Source organism: Sphingobium sp. 22B, from assembly GCF_001580035.1.
Taxonomy (GTDB): Bacteria; Pseudomonadota; Alphaproteobacteria; order Sphingomonadales; family Sphingomonadaceae; genus Sphingobium; species Sphingobium fuliginis.
On sequence record NZ_LTAB01000001.1, the window covers coordinates 524,915 to 540,553 of the forward strand.

19 protein-coding genes are annotated in these 15,639 nt (G+C 66.5%); 4 read left to right on the forward strand and 15 right to left on the reverse strand.

What is annotated here, in order from left to right; translation table 11 throughout:
* Window positions 1-13: 13 nt before the first annotated feature.
* A complete protein-coding gene (trbB, locus tag A0J57_RS02385) occupies window positions 14-1,000 on the reverse strand; it encodes a P-type conjugative transfer ATPase TrbB (protein ID WP_061937669.1) in 987 nt (328 codons plus the stop codon).
* A gap of 299 nt (window positions 1,001-1,299) precedes the next feature.
* Between trbB and A0J57_RS26795 the strand changes: the two genes are divergently transcribed.
* On the forward strand, window positions 1,300-1,530 hold the full coding sequence (locus A0J57_RS26795; RefSeq protein WP_061937672.1) for a hypothetical protein: 231 nt from the start codon (window positions 1,300-1,302) through the stop codon (window positions 1,528-1,530).
* On the opposite strand, the gene A0J57_RS02395 is transcribed toward A0J57_RS26795, so the two are convergent.
* The 8 genes from A0J57_RS02395 to A0J57_RS02430 all read right to left on the reverse strand — a co-directional run bounded on the left by A0J57_RS02395 (window position 1,527) and on the right by A0J57_RS02430 (window position 8,546).
* Complete coding sequence (locus A0J57_RS02395; protein WP_061937675.1) at window positions 1,527-1,949, reverse strand: CopG family transcriptional regulator; 423 nt, start codon at window positions 1,947-1,949, stop codon at window positions 1,527-1,529. The genes A0J57_RS26795 and A0J57_RS02395 overlap by 4 nt on opposite strands.
* A gap of 11 nt (window positions 1,950-1,960) precedes the next feature.
* Complete coding sequence (locus tag A0J57_RS02400; RefSeq protein ID WP_061937678.1) at window positions 1,961-3,934, reverse strand: conjugal transfer protein TraG; 1,974 nt, start codon at window positions 3,932-3,934, stop codon at window positions 1,961-1,963.
* 14 nt (window positions 3,935-3,948) lie between these two features.
* Window positions 3,949-5,709 carry a DUF3363 domain-containing protein gene (locus A0J57_RS02405; RefSeq protein ID WP_061937681.1) on the reverse strand — a complete coding sequence of 587 codons (1,761 nt, stop codon included), beginning with the start codon at window positions 5,707-5,709 and terminating at the stop codon, window positions 3,949-3,951.
* Window positions 5,710-5,947: 238 nt separating this feature from the next.
* The gene (locus A0J57_RS02410) at window positions 5,948-6,859 is read right to left on the reverse strand and encodes a lytic transglycosylase domain-containing protein (protein ID WP_061937684.1); all 912 of its coding nucleotides are present in this window, start codon (window positions 6,857-6,859) and stop codon (window positions 5,948-5,950) included.
* Between the two features lie 4 nt (window positions 6,860-6,863).
* Window positions 6,864-7,199 carry a DUF736 domain-containing protein gene (locus A0J57_RS02415; protein ID WP_061937687.1) on the reverse strand — a complete coding sequence of 112 codons (336 nt, stop codon included), beginning with the start codon at window positions 7,197-7,199 and terminating at the stop codon, window positions 6,864-6,866.
* Between the two features lie 35 nt (window positions 7,200-7,234).
* Entirely contained in the window at window positions 7,235-7,780 is a 546-nt protein-coding gene (locus A0J57_RS02420) for a S26 family signal peptidase (protein ID WP_061937690.1), read from the reverse strand.
* Window positions 7,777-8,283: a DUF2840 domain-containing protein gene (locus A0J57_RS02425; protein ID WP_061937693.1), complete on the reverse strand. Its 507-nt coding sequence runs from the start codon at window positions 8,281-8,283 to the stop codon at window positions 7,777-7,779. The genes A0J57_RS02420 and A0J57_RS02425 overlap by 4 nt, the downstream gene beginning before the upstream one ends.
* Window positions 8,280-8,546 (reverse strand): AlpA family transcriptional regulator, encoded by a 267-nt coding sequence (locus A0J57_RS02430; protein ID WP_061937696.1) that lies wholly within the window; start codon window positions 8,544-8,546, stop codon window positions 8,280-8,282. The genes A0J57_RS02425 and A0J57_RS02430 overlap by 4 nt, the downstream gene beginning before the upstream one ends.
* A gap of 192 nt (window positions 8,547-8,738) precedes the next feature.
* Between A0J57_RS02430 and A0J57_RS02435 the strand changes: the two genes are divergently transcribed.
* Window positions 8,739-9,143: a DUF1801 domain-containing protein gene (locus tag A0J57_RS02435; RefSeq protein ID WP_061937699.1), complete on the forward strand. Its 405-nt coding sequence runs from the start codon at window positions 8,739-8,741 to the stop codon at window positions 9,141-9,143.
* A gap of 290 nt (window positions 9,144-9,433) precedes the next feature.
* On the opposite strand, the gene A0J57_RS02445 is transcribed toward A0J57_RS02435, so the two are convergent.
* On the reverse strand, window positions 9,434-9,880 hold the full coding sequence (locus tag A0J57_RS02445) for a DUF2285 domain-containing protein (protein WP_328587030.1): 447 nt from the start codon (window positions 9,878-9,880) through the stop codon (window positions 9,434-9,436).
* Here A0J57_RS02445 and A0J57_RS26305 point away from each other — a divergent pair.
* Window positions 9,815-9,991 carry a hypothetical protein gene (locus A0J57_RS26305; RefSeq protein WP_158298496.1) on the forward strand — a complete coding sequence of 59 codons (177 nt, stop codon included), beginning with the start codon at window positions 9,815-9,817 and terminating at the stop codon, window positions 9,989-9,991. The genes A0J57_RS02445 and A0J57_RS26305 overlap by 66 nt on opposite strands.
* Window positions 9,992-9,995: 4 nt before the next feature.
* On the opposite strand, the gene A0J57_RS02450 is transcribed toward A0J57_RS26305, so the two are convergent.
* The 3 genes from A0J57_RS02450 to A0J57_RS02460 all read right to left on the reverse strand — a co-directional run bounded on the left by A0J57_RS02450 (window position 9,996) and on the right by A0J57_RS02460 (window position 11,998).
* The gene (locus A0J57_RS02450) at window positions 9,996-10,217 is read right to left on the reverse strand and encodes a DUF6499 domain-containing protein (RefSeq protein WP_061937705.1); all 222 of its coding nucleotides are present in this window, start codon (window positions 10,215-10,217) and stop codon (window positions 9,996-9,998) included.
* A gap of 147 nt (window positions 10,218-10,364) precedes the next feature.
* Entirely contained in the window at window positions 10,365-10,637 is a 273-nt protein-coding gene (locus A0J57_RS02455) for a DUF2285 domain-containing protein (protein ID WP_061937709.1), read from the reverse strand.
* Window positions 10,638-11,155: 518 nt separating this feature from the next.
* Complete coding sequence (locus A0J57_RS02460) at window positions 11,156-11,998, reverse strand: DUF932 domain-containing protein (protein WP_061937711.1); 843 nt, start codon at window positions 11,996-11,998, stop codon at window positions 11,156-11,158.
* Window positions 11,999-12,253: 255 nt separating this feature from the next.
* Here A0J57_RS02460 and A0J57_RS02465 point away from each other — a divergent pair, with 255 nt between their 5' ends.
* The gene (locus A0J57_RS02465; protein ID WP_061937714.1) at window positions 12,254-12,583 is read left to right on the forward strand and encodes a hypothetical protein; all 330 of its coding nucleotides are present in this window, start codon (window positions 12,254-12,256) and stop codon (window positions 12,581-12,583) included.
* 59 nt (window positions 12,584-12,642) lie between these two features.
* On the opposite strand, the gene A0J57_RS02470 is transcribed toward A0J57_RS02465, so the two are convergent.
* Window positions 12,643-12,942 (reverse strand): DUF736 domain-containing protein, encoded by a 300-nt coding sequence (locus tag A0J57_RS02470; RefSeq protein ID WP_061937717.1) that lies wholly within the window; start codon window positions 12,940-12,942, stop codon window positions 12,643-12,645.
* Window positions 12,943-13,339: 397 nt separating this feature from the next.
* A complete protein-coding gene (locus A0J57_RS02475) occupies window positions 13,340-15,637 on the reverse strand; it encodes an AAA family ATPase (protein ID WP_061937721.1) in 2,298 nt (765 codons plus the stop codon).
* Window positions 15,638-15,639 lie beyond the last annotated feature (2 nt).

The following is a 15,639-nucleotide window of genomic DNA, read 5'->3' on the forward strand; positions in this document are numbered from 1 at the left end:
CGAAGGGCATGGATCATGGCAGGTCTCCGGCTTGGTGGTTGGTAAGGGGTGCGAGGCGGTAGTCGCCGGTCGCGGGGTCGAGCCCTTCGACGCGGGCCAACTCGGTGAGCCGCCGCCCGTGCGCGTCGCGGACCAGCACGGCGATGAGGTCAATGGTCTCGGCGATGAGCGCGCGCGGGACCGTCACCACGGCCTCCTGCACGAGCTGCTCCATGCGGCGGAGCGCGCCGAGCGCGGACCCGGCGTGGATCGTGCCGACGCCGCCGGGATGGCCCGTGCCCCACGCCTTGATGAGATCGAGCGCCTCGGCGCCGCGCACCTCGCCGATCGGGATGCGATCGGGGCGCAGGCGCAGCGACGAGCGCACCAACTCGGCAAGCGTCACCACGCCGTCCTTGGTCCGCATGGCGACGAGGTTGGGCGCGGCGCATTGCAGCTCGCGCGTGTCTTCGATCAGCACGATGCGATCGGTGGTCTTCGCCACCTCGGCGAGCAGCGCGTTGACCAGCGTGGTCTTGCCGGCGCCGGTGCCCCCCGCGACGAGAATGTTGGCGCGCGTCTCGACGCCGTGGCGCAGCGCCTCGGCGTGCCCCGCCGACATGATGCCGGCCGCCGCATAGTCGCCAAGCGTAAAGACGGCGACGGCGGGCTTACGGATGGCGAAGGCGGGTGCTGCGACGACGGGCGGCAACAGCCCCTCGAACCGCTCGCCTCCTTCCGGCAGCTCGGCCGACACGCGCGGGGAGCGGTCATGCACCTCGACGCCGACGTGGTGTGCGACCAGGCGAACGATGCGCTCGCCATCGGCGGCGCTCAGCGACTCGCCAGTGTCGCTGATCCCGTCACCGAGCCGATCCAGCCAAAGCCGACCGTCCGGGTTCAGCATCACTTCGATGACTGCCGGGTCGTCGAGCCAAGCCTCGATTGACGGGCCGAGCGCGGTGCGAAGCATCCGCGCGCCGCGTGACCTCGCTTCGGAACGGATCGGGTAAACGGTCAAGGATCAACCCCATAGATGGGCCGGGGCGAACCGCCGCTCGGCTGTCGGGGCACAGCAAGAGACGCAGAAATATTGGTGCAGCAATAGCTAGTTGCGGGCGTAGTAGAGAGGGCGGTAGATACGGTGCCGAAGGCGAGTTTTGTTCCGCTCGAGTGGAGTCCGCGCTTAGCTCATTCGCGCTTTATGCTGCAGTTGATTCGCCAGCGCGGCGGACGCTGCCAGCCGCGCTGAAGCGATCGATTCGTACCGAAGCGCGTTGACGATGAGGCTTGTAAGGGCCCCGATAGAAAGGATTACCCGTGAGCTTGATTATGGCGGTCGCGTTTCTTGCGGTGGGAGTTGGGGTCGTTCTTTTGATTAACCGGCGAGTATTCAACCGCCGCAATGTCGCGGGAGTTCAGGAGTTCAGCTCTTACGGTCACTCGCTTTTAGTCCGAATTTTCGAGATGATCGGCCGGATTGCGGCTTGGCTGTTCATACTGGCCGGGATAGGTGGTATCCTCTCAACATTCTTGGCTCAGCCACGCTAAGTGTCTGTTGAAGACTGCGATGAGACTTCTTCTGGAATTTCATCGAGCAAGCTCTTGCCACTGGCGAGGCGGCGGCCGAGTGTTTCCACGAAGCCCTCATAGCGCTGGCGCCCCTTCACCTGCGCTGCGGCCTGATCCTCCTCAGGTAGCGGTGGCGTCACCGCCAACCAGAATCTAACGAACAACGTCAGCGCCTCGGTCGTCAGGCCGGTGTTGCGCTCCAGGCGCTGCACCTGACGCGACAACCGATCAAGCCGGCGCGCGAATGCTGCCTCCATGCGGTCGGCGCCGTCTGGCGACAGGTATGACGACACCGCCGCCTCTACGATCGCCGACCGCGAGATGCGTCTTCGGATCGCCAACTCGTCGACCTGCTTGGCAAGCGCGGGCGGGAAATAGACGTTAAGCCGGGTTCGCATGGACGTTGCTCCTACAGCTCGATGCCGTCGCCGGGATCGAGCGACGCCTGCCGCGCGAGCCCTTGCATCCGCCGCCGGACTGTCGCCTGACGCGCGGCGTCGTCCTGCTCGTCATCGACGATCGCAAACTCTTGGCTCGGGGGCGTCGTCTTCTCCGGCGCTATGGCGACGTGCTCGGGTAGCTCCGGCTCCCGGCGCAGTCCGCCGTTGGCGGCATCCTCCTGCGCGCGCACGATGCGCGCCACATCGGTGGGATCAGCGGCGGCGGCGCGCCCGGTCCAATCGTCGGGCCGCACCGCATCGACGGCAGGCATCGGCGCATCCATGATCCGCTCGGCGAGACGCCGATCACGGAAGTAGCGCGCCTTCTTCGCGCGGATCGGATGAACGCCCGCGACCATTACGATCTCATCGTCGGGTGGGAGCTGCATCACTTCGCCAGGGGTGAGGAGCTGCCGGGCCGTCTCCGACCGCGACACCATCAAATGCCCCAGCCACGGCGACAGGCGGTGGCCGGCATAGTTTTTCATCGCGCGCATCTCGGTCGCTGTTCCGAGCGCGTCCGACACGCGCTTGGCGGTGCGCTCGTCGTTGGTGGCGAAGCTCACGCGGACATGGCAGTTGTCGAGGATCGCGTTGTTAGGACCGTAAGCTTTCTCGATCTGATTGAGCGACTGAGCGATCAGGAATGCCTTGAGCCCGTAGCCGGCCATGAACGCCAAAGCGGACTCGAAGAAGTCGAGGCGGCCGAGCGCCGGAAACTCGTCCAACATCAACAATACGCGATAGCGGTTGCCCTTGGGGGTCAGCTCCTCAGTCAGCCGGCGCCCGATCTGGTTGAGGATGAGGCGGATCAGCGGTTTGGTGCGGGATATGTCGCTGGGCGGCACGACCAGATACAAGGTCGCCGGCCGATCGCCCTCGACCAGATCCGATATGCGCCACTGGCACGCCCGCGTCACCTGCGCGACGACGGGATCGCGGTAAAGGCCGAGGAACGACATGGCGGTCGAGAGCACGCCCGATCGCTCGTTGTCCGACTTGTTCAGAAGTTCGCGGGCGGCGCTGGCGACAACGGGATGCACGCCGGCTTCGCCCAAGTGCGGCGTGGCCATCATTGCCGCCAGCGTCTGCTCGATCGTCCGGCAGGGATCGGAGAGGAAGGAGGCGACGCCGGCGAGCGTCTTGTCGGGCTCGGCGTAGAGGACGTGCAGGATCGCGCCGACCAGCAGCGAGTGGGAGGTTTTCTCCCAGTGGTTCCGGCGCTCTAGCGAACCCTCGGGATCGACCAGCACGTCGGCGACATTTTGCACGTCGCGCACCTCCCACTGGCCGCGCCGGACCTCCAGCAGCGGATTGTAGGCGGCCGACGCGGCGTTGGTCGGATCGAACAGCAGCACGCGCCCGTGCCGGGCGCGAAAGCCGGCCGTGAGCGTCCAGTTCTCACCCTTGATGTCGTGGACGATCGCCGAGGCCGGCCAAGTCAGCAGCGACGGCACGACCAAGCCGACGCCCTTGCCGCTCCGGGTCGGCGCGAAGCACAGCACATGCTCGGGACCGTCGTGGCGCAGATAGTCGGCGGCGAGCTTGCCGAGCACTACGCCGTTCGCCCCCAGCAGCCCGGCCGCGCGCACCTCCCGCTCGGTCGCCCAGCGAGCGGAGCCGTAGGTCTCGGCGTTCTTTAATTCACGCGCGCGCCACACCGACATGCCGATGGCGACCGCGATCGACACGAACCCGCCCGACGCGGCGATGAACCCGCCGGTCTTGAAGATGTCGGGCGCATAGGCGTCGAACGAGAACCACCACCAGAAGAAGGCCGGCGGCGGATAGACCCGCCACTCGCCGAGTATGAACCAGGGCGGCCCCAGCTCGAGCTGATAAGCGAGCGCTGCGGCGGTCCACTGTGTCGCGCCCCACACGGCGGCCAGCACGATCAGGAACACGATGATGATCTGGCCCCACAATATCTTGGTCGCAGACATGGATTCTCCTGTCGTCAGAGGCCGAGGCCGCGCTTGCGGCCGAGCGTCCAGTCGACGCCGCCACCGGCGCGGACGACGCCCGCGACCTGCCGGCCGAGCTGTTGTTCGAGCGTGCTGGCCCAGGGCACGAGGCGGAAGCCTAGGCCGTCGTCGATCATCGCGAAGCGGCCCGAGGCGAGCGCGAGGCGTTGGCGGACAACGCCGGCGATCCTTTCGCCAGTGGCGGCCGGGCGGTAGGCAAGGCCGGTCTCGTCCGCGATCTTCGCGCCAACCGAGTCCAGCTCGCGCTTGCGGAGCGTGTCGAGCATCCCGCGCTCGAACACCGTCCGCTCGCCGAAGCGACGGGCGAGCCCTTCCTTGACAAGATGGTCGGTGCGCGCGTCCATCGCGCGGCGAACCTCGACGCCGAACCCGCCATCGGCGACGCTTGCGCCGCGCTCGATCAGCCGGTGGTCGAGCCACGTCGCGCCGGGCGCCCTGATCTGAGCGGCGAGGTCGAGATCCGAGCGCGCGGCGAGGATAAGGGCAGGCTTCTCCTCGCCGGCCCTTCCGATCGCGCGCAGCTCGACGATACCGCCGACCTTGGGGCTATGCTCCAGCGTCTCGATGCCGGGGAGCCGGACATGATGGGTGCGGCCATCGGTGCCGTCGATCACGGCGTAGGCCGTGCCGGTTAGCTCGTCGTGCAAGCCCTTGTCGATCAGCCTACCGGCGATCGGCTTCTCGGGCGCGCTGGTGACGACAGCGTAGCTGTCGAGCGGCCGGTCCTGCCCTCGATCCTTGAGGGCCGCGCTGATCGTGCGGATGATGTCGCTGCGCGTGCCCAGCTCGCGCAGCTTCGCCGCCGCGCCTTCGGCCACCGCCCACTGGCCGGTATCCCCTTCGGCCGCGAGCCCCATCGTTTCCAGATGCTGCAAGCGGCCGACCATCAAGCGGCGGAGCCGCGGATCGTCCGGGCCGGGCCGCTCGGGTCGTAGGTCGATGATTCCCATCTCGTCGGCGGAGCGCTGGATCTCGGTGTCGAGCCGGGTCCAGCGCTCCGCCGTCACCTCGCGGTCGAGCGCATGCTGCACCTCATGCTCGGGCTTCGGCCCAAGCTCGGCGAAGGCCAAGTCTTGCGCGCGCGAGCGGAGATTGTGGCTGATGTAGTCGCGGGAGATGACGAGATCGGCGCCCTGATCGGTAACGCCGCGCACAAGCAAGTGGACATGCGGATTGTCGGTGTTCCAGTGATCGACCGCGACCCAATCGATCCGCGTTCCCAGGTCTGTCTCCATTTGGCGCATAAGGTCGCGGGTGTATTCGCGCAGGTCGGTCAGCTCGGCGGCGTCCTCGGGCGAAACAATCACCCGGAAATGGTGCCGGTCATCCTTGCACCGCTCGGTGAAGCCGCGGTCGTCGGCGTTGTCCCCAGCCGCATCGAACATGCACGTAGGCGAGCCGTCGCGGGTAACGCCGTCGCGCTTCAAATAGGCGACGTGCGCGGACAGCGGCGCGGAGCGTCGGCCGCCCCGGTTGCGGGTGGTCACGGGTAGCATCTTGACCATGACGCGACGGCCGGAGCCGAACAGGCGGCTGCGGGCAAACGCGGTGCGTCCCCGCCCGAAGGTCGATTGCACACCCCGGCGCGCGCCGCCGGCGCCGCCACGTCGGCCGCCGCTGTGGATCGCGGCAACCCGCAGCACCTCCGCAACCAGACCGCGCGCGTTGCGGCCCTGCGACTTGCTGCGCTTGGACTTGCCTGGCCGGACGCGGAACTCGCCGTCCTCGCTCATGGCCGGGGCGCTTTCGGCCGAAAATGGCCTGTGGTGCCGTTCGAGGCGTTGATATTGCTGGCATTTCCCTTCCGCGCGGCACGCGCGCCGACCGATGCCCCCGCGTGAAGCCACGGAAAAGCCTCGGCTTTTCGGCTAAACGGGGCGCTGCTTATATCTTGCCCTCGTCTGTCCCTGCCGTATTCCTCCTCTCCAGCGCCTTTACTGCTTCGGACGGATGAAGGGAGCGACAGGCCGATCATTGCGGTCGGCCCGCGCGGGCGCGGGACACGAACAGCGTGTCGCGCGCCTCATTGGCCGGCGGATCAGCAGCGCGAACGTCGCCCGATGTCGGTCGATCGGTCGGCAGCTCGGACGCAGGTTCTTCGCCGTCCGACTGCCTGATGACAGCTTCCGAAGCGGCGCTGGCGGTGCGGACGAACAGTGTCGCATGACGCCATGCGAACGGATCAGGCTTAGCGATCGCCCTCACCTCCACCGCGCCCGATGCGCCCGTGATCGGTGCGAGCTGGGCGAGATAGCCGACCGTCTCGGGCGGCAGCGGACGGCCGCGCGACATGAAGGCGTCGTAGCGGCCCGGCCCGGCATTATAGGCCGCCAGCATCGCGCTCGCGTTGCCGTAGCGGTCGTGCATCGCGCGCAGATAGGCCGCGCCCGCCATGATGTTGTCACGCACGTCGAAGGGGTCAGCGCCAAGGCCATGCCGGATGCGAAGATCAGCCCAGGTCGCGGGCATGATCTGCATCAACCCCATCGCACCCGCGCTTGAGACGGCGCGCGCGTTGCCGCCGCTCTCGACGCGCATCACCGCCCATATCCATGCCTCGGGGATGCCGAACCGCCGCGCGGCATCGGCGACGTGGCCGGCGTAGGGATGAACCGCGGCCGATCGCGCGGCCGGCAAATCCTGCGCCGTCGCCGCGACCGGCGCAGCCCCGCCGGACAGCAGCGCGACAGCTAACGCCAACGCCGATCCGACTCCACTCCGCCGCCAGCCTGCCAGCGTGCTCGCTACGCTCAAGGGTGCGCGCGCTGCGCCGGCCTGCGGCCGCCCTTGACCTTCGCTGCGCGCCCCGGCCGGCCTGCGACCAAGCGGGACAGAGGGATGAGACGGCTTTCCCGCGAACAAAGGGATGATGGACAAGCGCACCGGATCAGTCCTGCTCGCGCGACTTCGGCTGGCGGTTCCAGCGCAGCGACCAGGCCGACTTGTCGCCGGTGTTCTGGAACAGCGCGGCGCGGAGCGGCTGCGCGAAGGCGGGATCGTCGATGCGCAGCGAGACGTAATCCCCGGCGCGTTCGCCGGTCTCGTTCCAGCCGGCACCGATCTCCGGGCCTTCACCATCGTCGCCGCGATGAACGCGCCAGTCCGGCGCCTTGTCGGCGTCGCTCGCCTCGGCCGGGACGATCGAGATGCGGATGTCGAGCGTCGCCGTCTCGATGATGCCTTCGTAGCCGCTGGCGGTGCGGAAAAAGCTGCCGATCTGCATGGGACTCTCCTTTGGGTTGGCAGAAACAAGCGGGTTCAGCGCCACGCGAGCGGCGCGTTTGGGGTGTCGCGGGTGAGCACGGGCACGGCGCGGCCGAGCACGCTCGAGGCCGGCAGCGGCCCGAAATAGCGGCCGTCCATGCTGTCTGCGTGATCGGGATTGAGCATCAGCAGCTCGCCGGCGCGCAGCGTGCGGCAGCCCTGCCAGACAGGCAGCGACCGGCCTCGTCCATCACTCGCCAAGGCGACGACGACGAGCCGTGCATCGACGCTCACCACGGCGCCGATCCGGCACACGCGCTGTCCGGCTCTTGCCGCGACATGCTTCAACAGCGGCACGCGCTCGCCGAGATAGCCGCGCTCGGCCAGCCACCGCGCCAGCGGCGCGGGCGGCGTCACGGCGACCAGCGCGCCGACTTCGGGATCGTGGTCGGGCTCGATGCGGTAGAGGCCGAGCGGCGCGCTCGCGCTGGCGTTCCAGATGACGCGCGGCAGCGGGTCGAGCACCGCGACGGTGGTGAACGACACGGCGAACAGTGGCGCGGCGAAAGCCGTCGCGATGGTCCAGCCCCGGCGCGTCATCCTTCGATCTCCCGGCGCTTGAGCCAAGCGCGATGACGCTCCAGCGTGTAGGGGCGCGGCTGATGTCCGGCGGCGATGCGGTTGGCGACATGTCGCCAATGATCGGGCGCGGCGTCGCACGGATCTACGCCTGCGGCCTCGGCCGCGTCGATTGCCGCGAGCACTTGGCTGACCTTAGGCCAGCCTTCGATCTTGAGCAGGATGTCGCCGCCGGGCCGCACGAACGGCAGCGTCGTGAACGCCTCGCCGGGCTCGACCGCACCCACGATGTCGATGCGCGAGCTGACCGTGCCGTAGTCGTTGGCGGCCCAGCGGACGAACGCGAAGATGGTGCCGGGACGGAAGCGGACGATGCGGCGGCGGCGGTCGACGATCTCGTCGACGGCGACGCGCCCGAACCTGATCCAATGCTCGACGCGCCTCTCTATCCACGTCAGTTCGACCCGGGTCATGCCGTCGTCGGACGGTTGGCGGTGGCGCATGGGAGACGGCGGGACGGTCATCGCCGGCTCCGGGCGATGACCGAATCCGCGCGCGGCATGAGGTCGTCCTGACCCGGATCGGAGGTCGAGTGCTTGATGCCGATGTCGGCCCAGGCGCGCAGGTCATCGACCGAATAGACTACCCGCCCGCCGATCCGGCGGTAGGCAGGGCCAGTCCCGAAATAGCGGTGCTTTTCGAGGGTGCGGCCAGAGAGGCCGAGGAAGCGTGCGGCTTCCGGCGTGCGCAGGAAGCGAGGCGGCAGATTGGTGGGCGTATCGGACAAGTGACGGCTCCTGCGGGCGGTGGCGGCAGGAGACGTGATTGTCAGAATGGAGGTGGCCGGGTGGGGTATGAAGATCTGCGACCGCACGGATGTGACCACCCCAGGCAGGGCGTGCGTCTCCATCGCGGCGGCCAGCCTCGCAATTCATCAGGATGCTTGGCGTGTAATGTCTAGACTGGCAAAAAAGCCGGGATGGACAGCCTCTTTTGCTTTCCGGCTGCGCGCCGAGATGACCCCGAGGTGGAGGCATGGTTCTCCCACGGCGACGCGCTTCGCGGCTTACTTGCCCCATGGTTTGCTCGGTTGTGTGCCTGTGACGACGAGGTGGGCAGCCTGATTCATGACGGGCGTCCTACCGTGTGTCTGGAAGACGTGGCCTTCGCCTACGTCGACTCTTATGCGCAGCACGCCAATATTGGATTCTTCTTCGGTGCCGATCTCGATGACCCCGCCAGCTTGCTCGAAGGGGCCGGAAAACATATTCGTCACGTCAAGTTGCGACCCAGCCGGATGCCTGATGAGGCTGCACTTGCCCGCCTAATTGCCGATGCCTATCGCGACATTTGTCGCCGGCTCGACGAAGCTCGTGAAGTGTAGCCGCGGTCAAAATTGAAAGGCGCAGCACCAACGCGGATTATTTGGATGGCTGAGATTGAACCCTTCGAGAAGCGTCACAGGAATGGTAGCATCTGGGCCGTTGGTCAGACGCTAGACGGGCAGCCCACTGGATATTGGGAGTGGTTTCGTAAAGATGGATCGAAGCTTCGATCCGGCCATTTCCGAGACGGTGAGCAAGTCGGCGAGTGGACGACCTACGATAGTGCCGGACGAGTCTACAAAGTCACCACGATTAAGCGCGCCGAGTGATGCAGGGGGGATTTCCGGCATCATCTGATGCGGAGTAGTTTTCGGTAATCGCCACCGGCCAGCGCCTTTGCGTCGCGCACCAACCGCACCACGAACGAGCGAGTTGCCGAAACCTTCCACTCGATTGCGGGTAGCTGTGCCGCTTCTTCGCGGCCTAGCTCGACGGCGATCTGGCGGTAAGTCGCGCCGCCGTCGCGCAGGTCGAGCGCCCGAAGCATTAGATCGAGCCGCGCCAGCCGGTAGGCGGTCAGGGGCCAACCGCGCGGCAATGGCCCCGCCGCTCGGCCGAGCAGGCGGCGGTGGAAGCGCAGCAGGCTGGCGATGCGGGTGATGAAATCCTTGTCGAGCGGGACGATTGCCGCGAGCGGCCTGCCCGGTGAGGGCTCGCGGAGCCACAGCCGATGCTCGCCGGCCGCATCGGCGATGATGACATGGCGACCGTCAATCCCTGCCAGGTCGGCGAGCAGCGCGCCGAGCGTGCGCGGATCAACCGGCGAAGCGCTGTCGAATCCTTCTGGTGCTGCGTCGAGGATGACCGTGACGGCGGTCAGTTCCGGGCGCCAGCTTACCGGGTCTGAAAGGTCATCCGGGGCCGTGGCGAAAGGATAACCCCCATCGCCGCGCGAAGGCCGCCTCGGCGACGCTCTGCGCGACGGCGCCGCTCGCGATGCGCTGCTGCATCTGCGTGTGTTCGGCGCGATAGGTGCGGTTTCGCCGCAGGAACTCGGCGGCTAGATCGGCGCGCCCGAGGGCGTCGGGCAGTCCGCCGGCGCGCCACTGGCGACGCCCAGGCGGCGTCGGCATTGCATCCTCCCTACCGCGCCCTGCGCGGATTTCGGAACACCGAACATCCCCGTCGCCATTCACATGCACTAGGGCGAAGATCGCGCACAATCATGCCGCGTGGGCGGGGCGATTGCCTCCAAAATCGGTCCAGACTGGAGTTGAATCTTAACGACTTAGCGGGCGCTGACAGCCGAGAAGATGAGCATAACCGACCTCGGTCATCCAGCGCGCTCGGGCCAAATGGGTGTCGTGCATCGTCTTAGCGCGATCCGGTTCGGACGCTACGTTGATGCCGAAGATTACTCCCGCAGCCTCGCGCCAATCGGCCCCATCGGCGTCGGCATCGAGCAAGCGAAGATAGTCCACTAAATGACCTTCGTCATAAGCGGTGAGCTGCTGCGATTTGGGCGCGAAATCATCGAATCCCATCTTGACCATGATGCCCCCAACTTCTCGCCCGCGTTAACCAATGGGACATTCACCCCGCATTTTCGATGCGCTTGTTCGGCATGACTTCATGCGGATTCCGCATTGCTCAACAACTGCTCGTGGGGCTGCTGGTTTGCGGTGCGCCCCCGCAAACAGCTCCTGACCCGTAGCCGGGGAGTTGGAAAACCGGAATATCTCGGTCCCTATGACCTTTAGCCCGGAAGCCTGTTGTATACGTCACAGGCTCCCCGACCATGTGGTCAAGGATGGCGGCGTCGTCACGGCCGACGCCCAACCGAATATTCAGGGGTTTCCACGCCCCAGGCCACCGCGTAGCGGCCCGCCCGCTTCATAGAGCAGCGCAGCCGTTTTTGCTACCCAGCGCGAGCCGCGCGCCCCTGCGGCCGCGCGCCCCTGCGGCCGCGCGGACCTCTGGGACGCGCGGCCGCCGCCGATCCGGGGCAGCGGATCGGCGCGAAAATGGCGAAACCGCAGGGGCGGAAGCCCGGCCCTGCGGCGTGGATGGGTCAGGCGGCCTTCAGGCGCTGCATTCCCTCGGCCAGCGTCCAGAGCGCGCGATTGAGGGTCACATTCTGATCGATACCGTTGATGGCGCGGGTCTGCGCCCGGCGGATACGGCCCTCGGCATTACGCTTGCGGCCCTGCAACCCGCCACGAACCACATTCTCCTGAATGACGTTGAACGTGGTCCACAGGCTGCGGTCCACATCCTCACGGCGGCGCGGCTCGATGATCTGCTCGGGCCGAACCGGGCTTTCGTCCTCGTCATAGCGGGCGACAAGGCTGACCTCGCCGAGCAACCGTCGCTCGTCTTCGGAAAGCTGGATGGACTTCATCGACTCGCTAGCGTCAATCAGCCGGGGGAAATCCTCGGCGACGGTGAACACGCCCTCAATAATGTCGTGCTCGATGTTGCCCTTGTGCGGCACGCGGACTTCCTCGAACCGCTCACCCGCGATCATGCTGTTGGTGCAGACGAACCGCAGCATCCCGGCGAACATCTGATAGGCGCTGGTCCCGTCATGGCTGTTGACGATGATGACTTCGGCAGCCTCCGGCTTGCCGATGCCGTCATCACGGCGCAGGCGGAGCATATGCTTGGCGTGACCGTGTCGGCTGCCGTCGCGGGGGACCGACTGGACGGCGAAGAACGGCGACCATCCCTCCCGGCGAAGCCCATCTACGATGTCGATGGTGGGGACGTAGACGTAGCGATCCGAACGGCTGTCGTGCGCCTCGCGGGCGAAGATGGACGGGACGTGCCGATACAGCGCCTCGTTGTCGAGTGGCTCCCGGCCGCTGATCTGATGGGCGTTCCGGCCGAACCGGGTGGCAAGCTGGTAGTGCATTTGGGCCTCCTTGGGCTTGGGTTTCCGCGCAGCGGAGCGCCGCGCTGAAACCCTGCCCGTCGGCGAGACCGGGGGTGCAAACGGAAGGCGGCTTCGCGGGGAACCGGCTGCACTGAGCGAAGCGAGGGAAGCTGGGCGGAAGCCGCTTGAAGTGCGCCGGGGGCTGGCCCCAAGCGCCGCGCCGCCCTGCGGCGCCCACAAACAATCCTTGCCATTTGTTCCTGTTTTGATCCAAACCGGAAGCAAGGAGTCGGTATGAGTATCACGATCAAAGGACAGCCGGGCCAGCGCATCGCTGTCGCGGGCGACATCACCAAGACGCTGCGCGTTCCCTATCACGAGGCAGAGGAACGCTTTCTGCTGGCGGCGAGCGACGGTTCGCTGATCGAAGGCCGCCTCGGAGCCGAGGAGGATCGCTTCGATTTCCGGGTCGTGGTCGACGGTGCGGGGATCTCGCATGTCGGTCCCGGTGTGCTGACGCTGGACTGGCAGGTCGAATGGGTGACGATCGCACCCTATGACGCCGGCGCGCTGCCAGAGCGCGGCCCGATGCCTCTGCCTCTGTTTGACTCACTGTCCGGCTAGTCGCCCCCTCCAACGCGAGAGGCGCCCCCGCTCCGGTGGAGCGGGGGCGCCGCGTCGGGTCAGCGGGACCAGATGAGCGCGTATTCGCCGACGGTGTCGGTTTCGGACAGGGTGGCGTAGATCGGAGCCGGGAAGGTCGGATCGTCCAGCTTGACCGAGATGTAATCGCGGCCTTCGCGGCTGGTCTTCTTCCATCCCGCGCCGCACTCGACGGAGCCGACTGCGAGACGGTAGTCGGGCGCCTTGTCGCTCTCCTTGTCGACCGGCCGGAGGGTCGCCTTCGCGTTGAGGGTCAGAGTCTTGATGGTTCCGGTGAAGGAGCCGTTGCCTGCCTGAGTGAAAGTGCCGATGGTCGCCATGTCGAAGTTCCTTTCGTTTTCGAGCCACGACCGCCGCGGCCTCGATGGCGATCGGTGAATCGGGGACGATCGGACGCGCACCGCTTGCGGCCGGAGCACAGCGGAGGATGGCGACGCGCGGCTTTTTTGCTTCGCGATGCAAAGCCGAAGGCGGCGGAAAAAAGCCGCGCGGCGGCGTTGCGCCAGGCCGAGCGAGGCGAAGCCGGCCCCGGTTAGATCAAGCCAATCGAGAGGCCGCGCGATCGTGGCTGGCGCGAGGATAAGTTATGGCGACGACGCTGCACTCACCTCAAATCCACAGCAAGCGACCTAGTACCTCAAACGCCATTTCACGACGTCGGCGCCCACTTGCCGGCGACATTTGCGACCGCAGGCGCATTAAGGACGCGGGAGTGCGTCATTGTCGCGGACGCGATGCGAAGGCCAGCGTCCGTCGCGTGAAATCCGCGAGTTCACGGTCGTTGATGGCCTCTGTCTGATAGGCTGGATTTTCGTCATGGTGATATCGGTTGCCGAAGTCTAGCAACGCTCTCAATTCAGCGGTGTCGATCGGCCCCATCACTTCATCTGCGCTACCGATCCGCTGACGGCAAATATCGGCGAACTGACCCAGCTTTCCGCCGGGCCTGAACTGCGCTGGAAAGGCAACGCGGACAAAGGTTTCGAGCATCGGGCGAAGCGACTCCGCAATTTTGCGCTCGGCGGCCGGGTCCGCCGCCTGGAGATAAGCGAGCGCATCGGCGTGCCTCTTGTCGTGCAGCGTAATCATGTCGCCAGTGACGTCCCAGCCCACCAGCGTAGAGCCTTGCTGCGCGCGCACGACCTGGAGTGAGGCGCGCGGGAGCGCGCCACACTTTTCCCAGACATTGAGAATGAACGGCTTCGAGTGCGAGAGGACGATAACCTGCCCCACAGCGCCCGCGAGGCGGTGAATCTCTTGCACAGTGTGCAGGGTGCGGTGCTCATCAAGGCTGCTCATGGGATCATCGATCACGACAATCTTCTGCGCGAGCGCCTGGTCACGTTCGAGCGTGGCGAAGAAGAAGGCGAGCGCCAAGGTGTTGCGATCGCCCGCACTCAGCGCAGTCCGGAAACTCGGTCCCTCGGCGGCGTTAAGCCCCACGGCGATATTGTTGATGAGCACGTTGTAGTTGGCGGCCGATCCGCCGCGATTGTTCACGGGAGCGACGTTGCCCAAGCGAAAGCCGGCGTTGAAACGACGCAGGTAGTCGTTCACCGCGTCTTGGTAGGCCGGGAAGACGTTCTGACGATATTGGTTCAGCGCCTCGCGGGCTTGGTCCCGCGCGGTCTCGGTCCGGCCCTTCTCATCGCGCTCGTCAACATAGGCGGTGCAGAGCGCCGCCATGTCCGGCTGATGTCGGGCCTCGACGGCGCGAAGCCGCGTTAGATCGGCAGCCAGCGCGGCGACGTTGGCCGCCCGCGCTTCTTCCTTGACGAGCGCCAGAGCCTCGTTCGCCTGCACCAAGATCGCAGCGACGCGGTCAAGGCCAAACCGCTGTTCCTCATACGTCGCGGCGGCGGCGCGCACGTCGTCGCCGAGCACCAAGGGCTCCAGCGGGGCGGCCTGCTTGGCTTTCAAACGCTCCATGATGCCGTCGCGGGCGGCTTTCCAGGCACGCGCAATTTCCGCAGTGTCGATCTGGATGGCGGGAACTTCGGTGAATGCCTGCCAAAACTCGCGGCGTTCGATCGCCTCGCGCACGGTACGCTCGAAGGCGGCGGGCACGTCGCCGGCATGGGTGGTCGTGAGGGCATGGATGGTGTTGGCGATGTCGCGCTTCAAGTCGTTGTAGGCGTCTCCGAAATAAGCGCGGTAGTGCCCGATCACAGGGGAGCCGGCGAGATCCTGGGCGCAGAACGGACAGATGGCCGCGCCTGCTGCCGCGGCATGGTCGGCGTGCGTCAGCCCTTCGCCAATCCAGCGCTCGCCGCCACGGGCAAGCAGCGCGATATGGGCCTGCACCCGCTCGGCCGCCGCCTCTTCCAGACCCGGCAAATCTCGGCCGAGAAGCCCGTCTAGGGCGTCGAGGTCGAAGGCCGGCAGGGAGAGCGCTGGGAATATCGCCGCCGCCGCGACGGCCTCGGACGACCGCGCGGCGGCCAAGCGCTTTTCTGCGTCGGCCAATTCCCGGTCGAGGTCGGGGATCGGCTGCAACGCGCAGAATGCTTCGGCATCGAGCCCGCCGCGCCGCGCGGCGGGGATCGCTTCGGCCTTGGCGCGGAGATCGCGGTTGTGCTGCTCGATCCGATCGACATGCGTTTGCACGGCGGCGTTCAACGCGACACCCTGGCTCCCGACAATCAGCTCATGCAGGTTCTGGCGATTGCCGGGAATAACCTCGATGCCCGAACACACGTTCTGCGCCACGAACTCATCGTCGAAGACGGCGACATTGGGCTCGGTTCGGGACCAGGCGCCGTTCTGGAAGACGGCGGGCGCCCCGGCGGCCAAGCCGATCACCACATGCGGGGGATTGGCGGCGCCGAGACGATGCCGATCGGTGATCGGCGCGGCGGCCCCGGTCGCAAGTGAGCGCAGGATGGCGGTCAGCGTCGTCTTCCCGCGCCCATTTTCGCCATAGACGACCGTGAGCTTCGCGAACGGAATCTGAGCACCAGCGTTCACCGAATCGAATTGGCCAATATTCCGCAGTAGTTGAATTGCCTGGACCACGC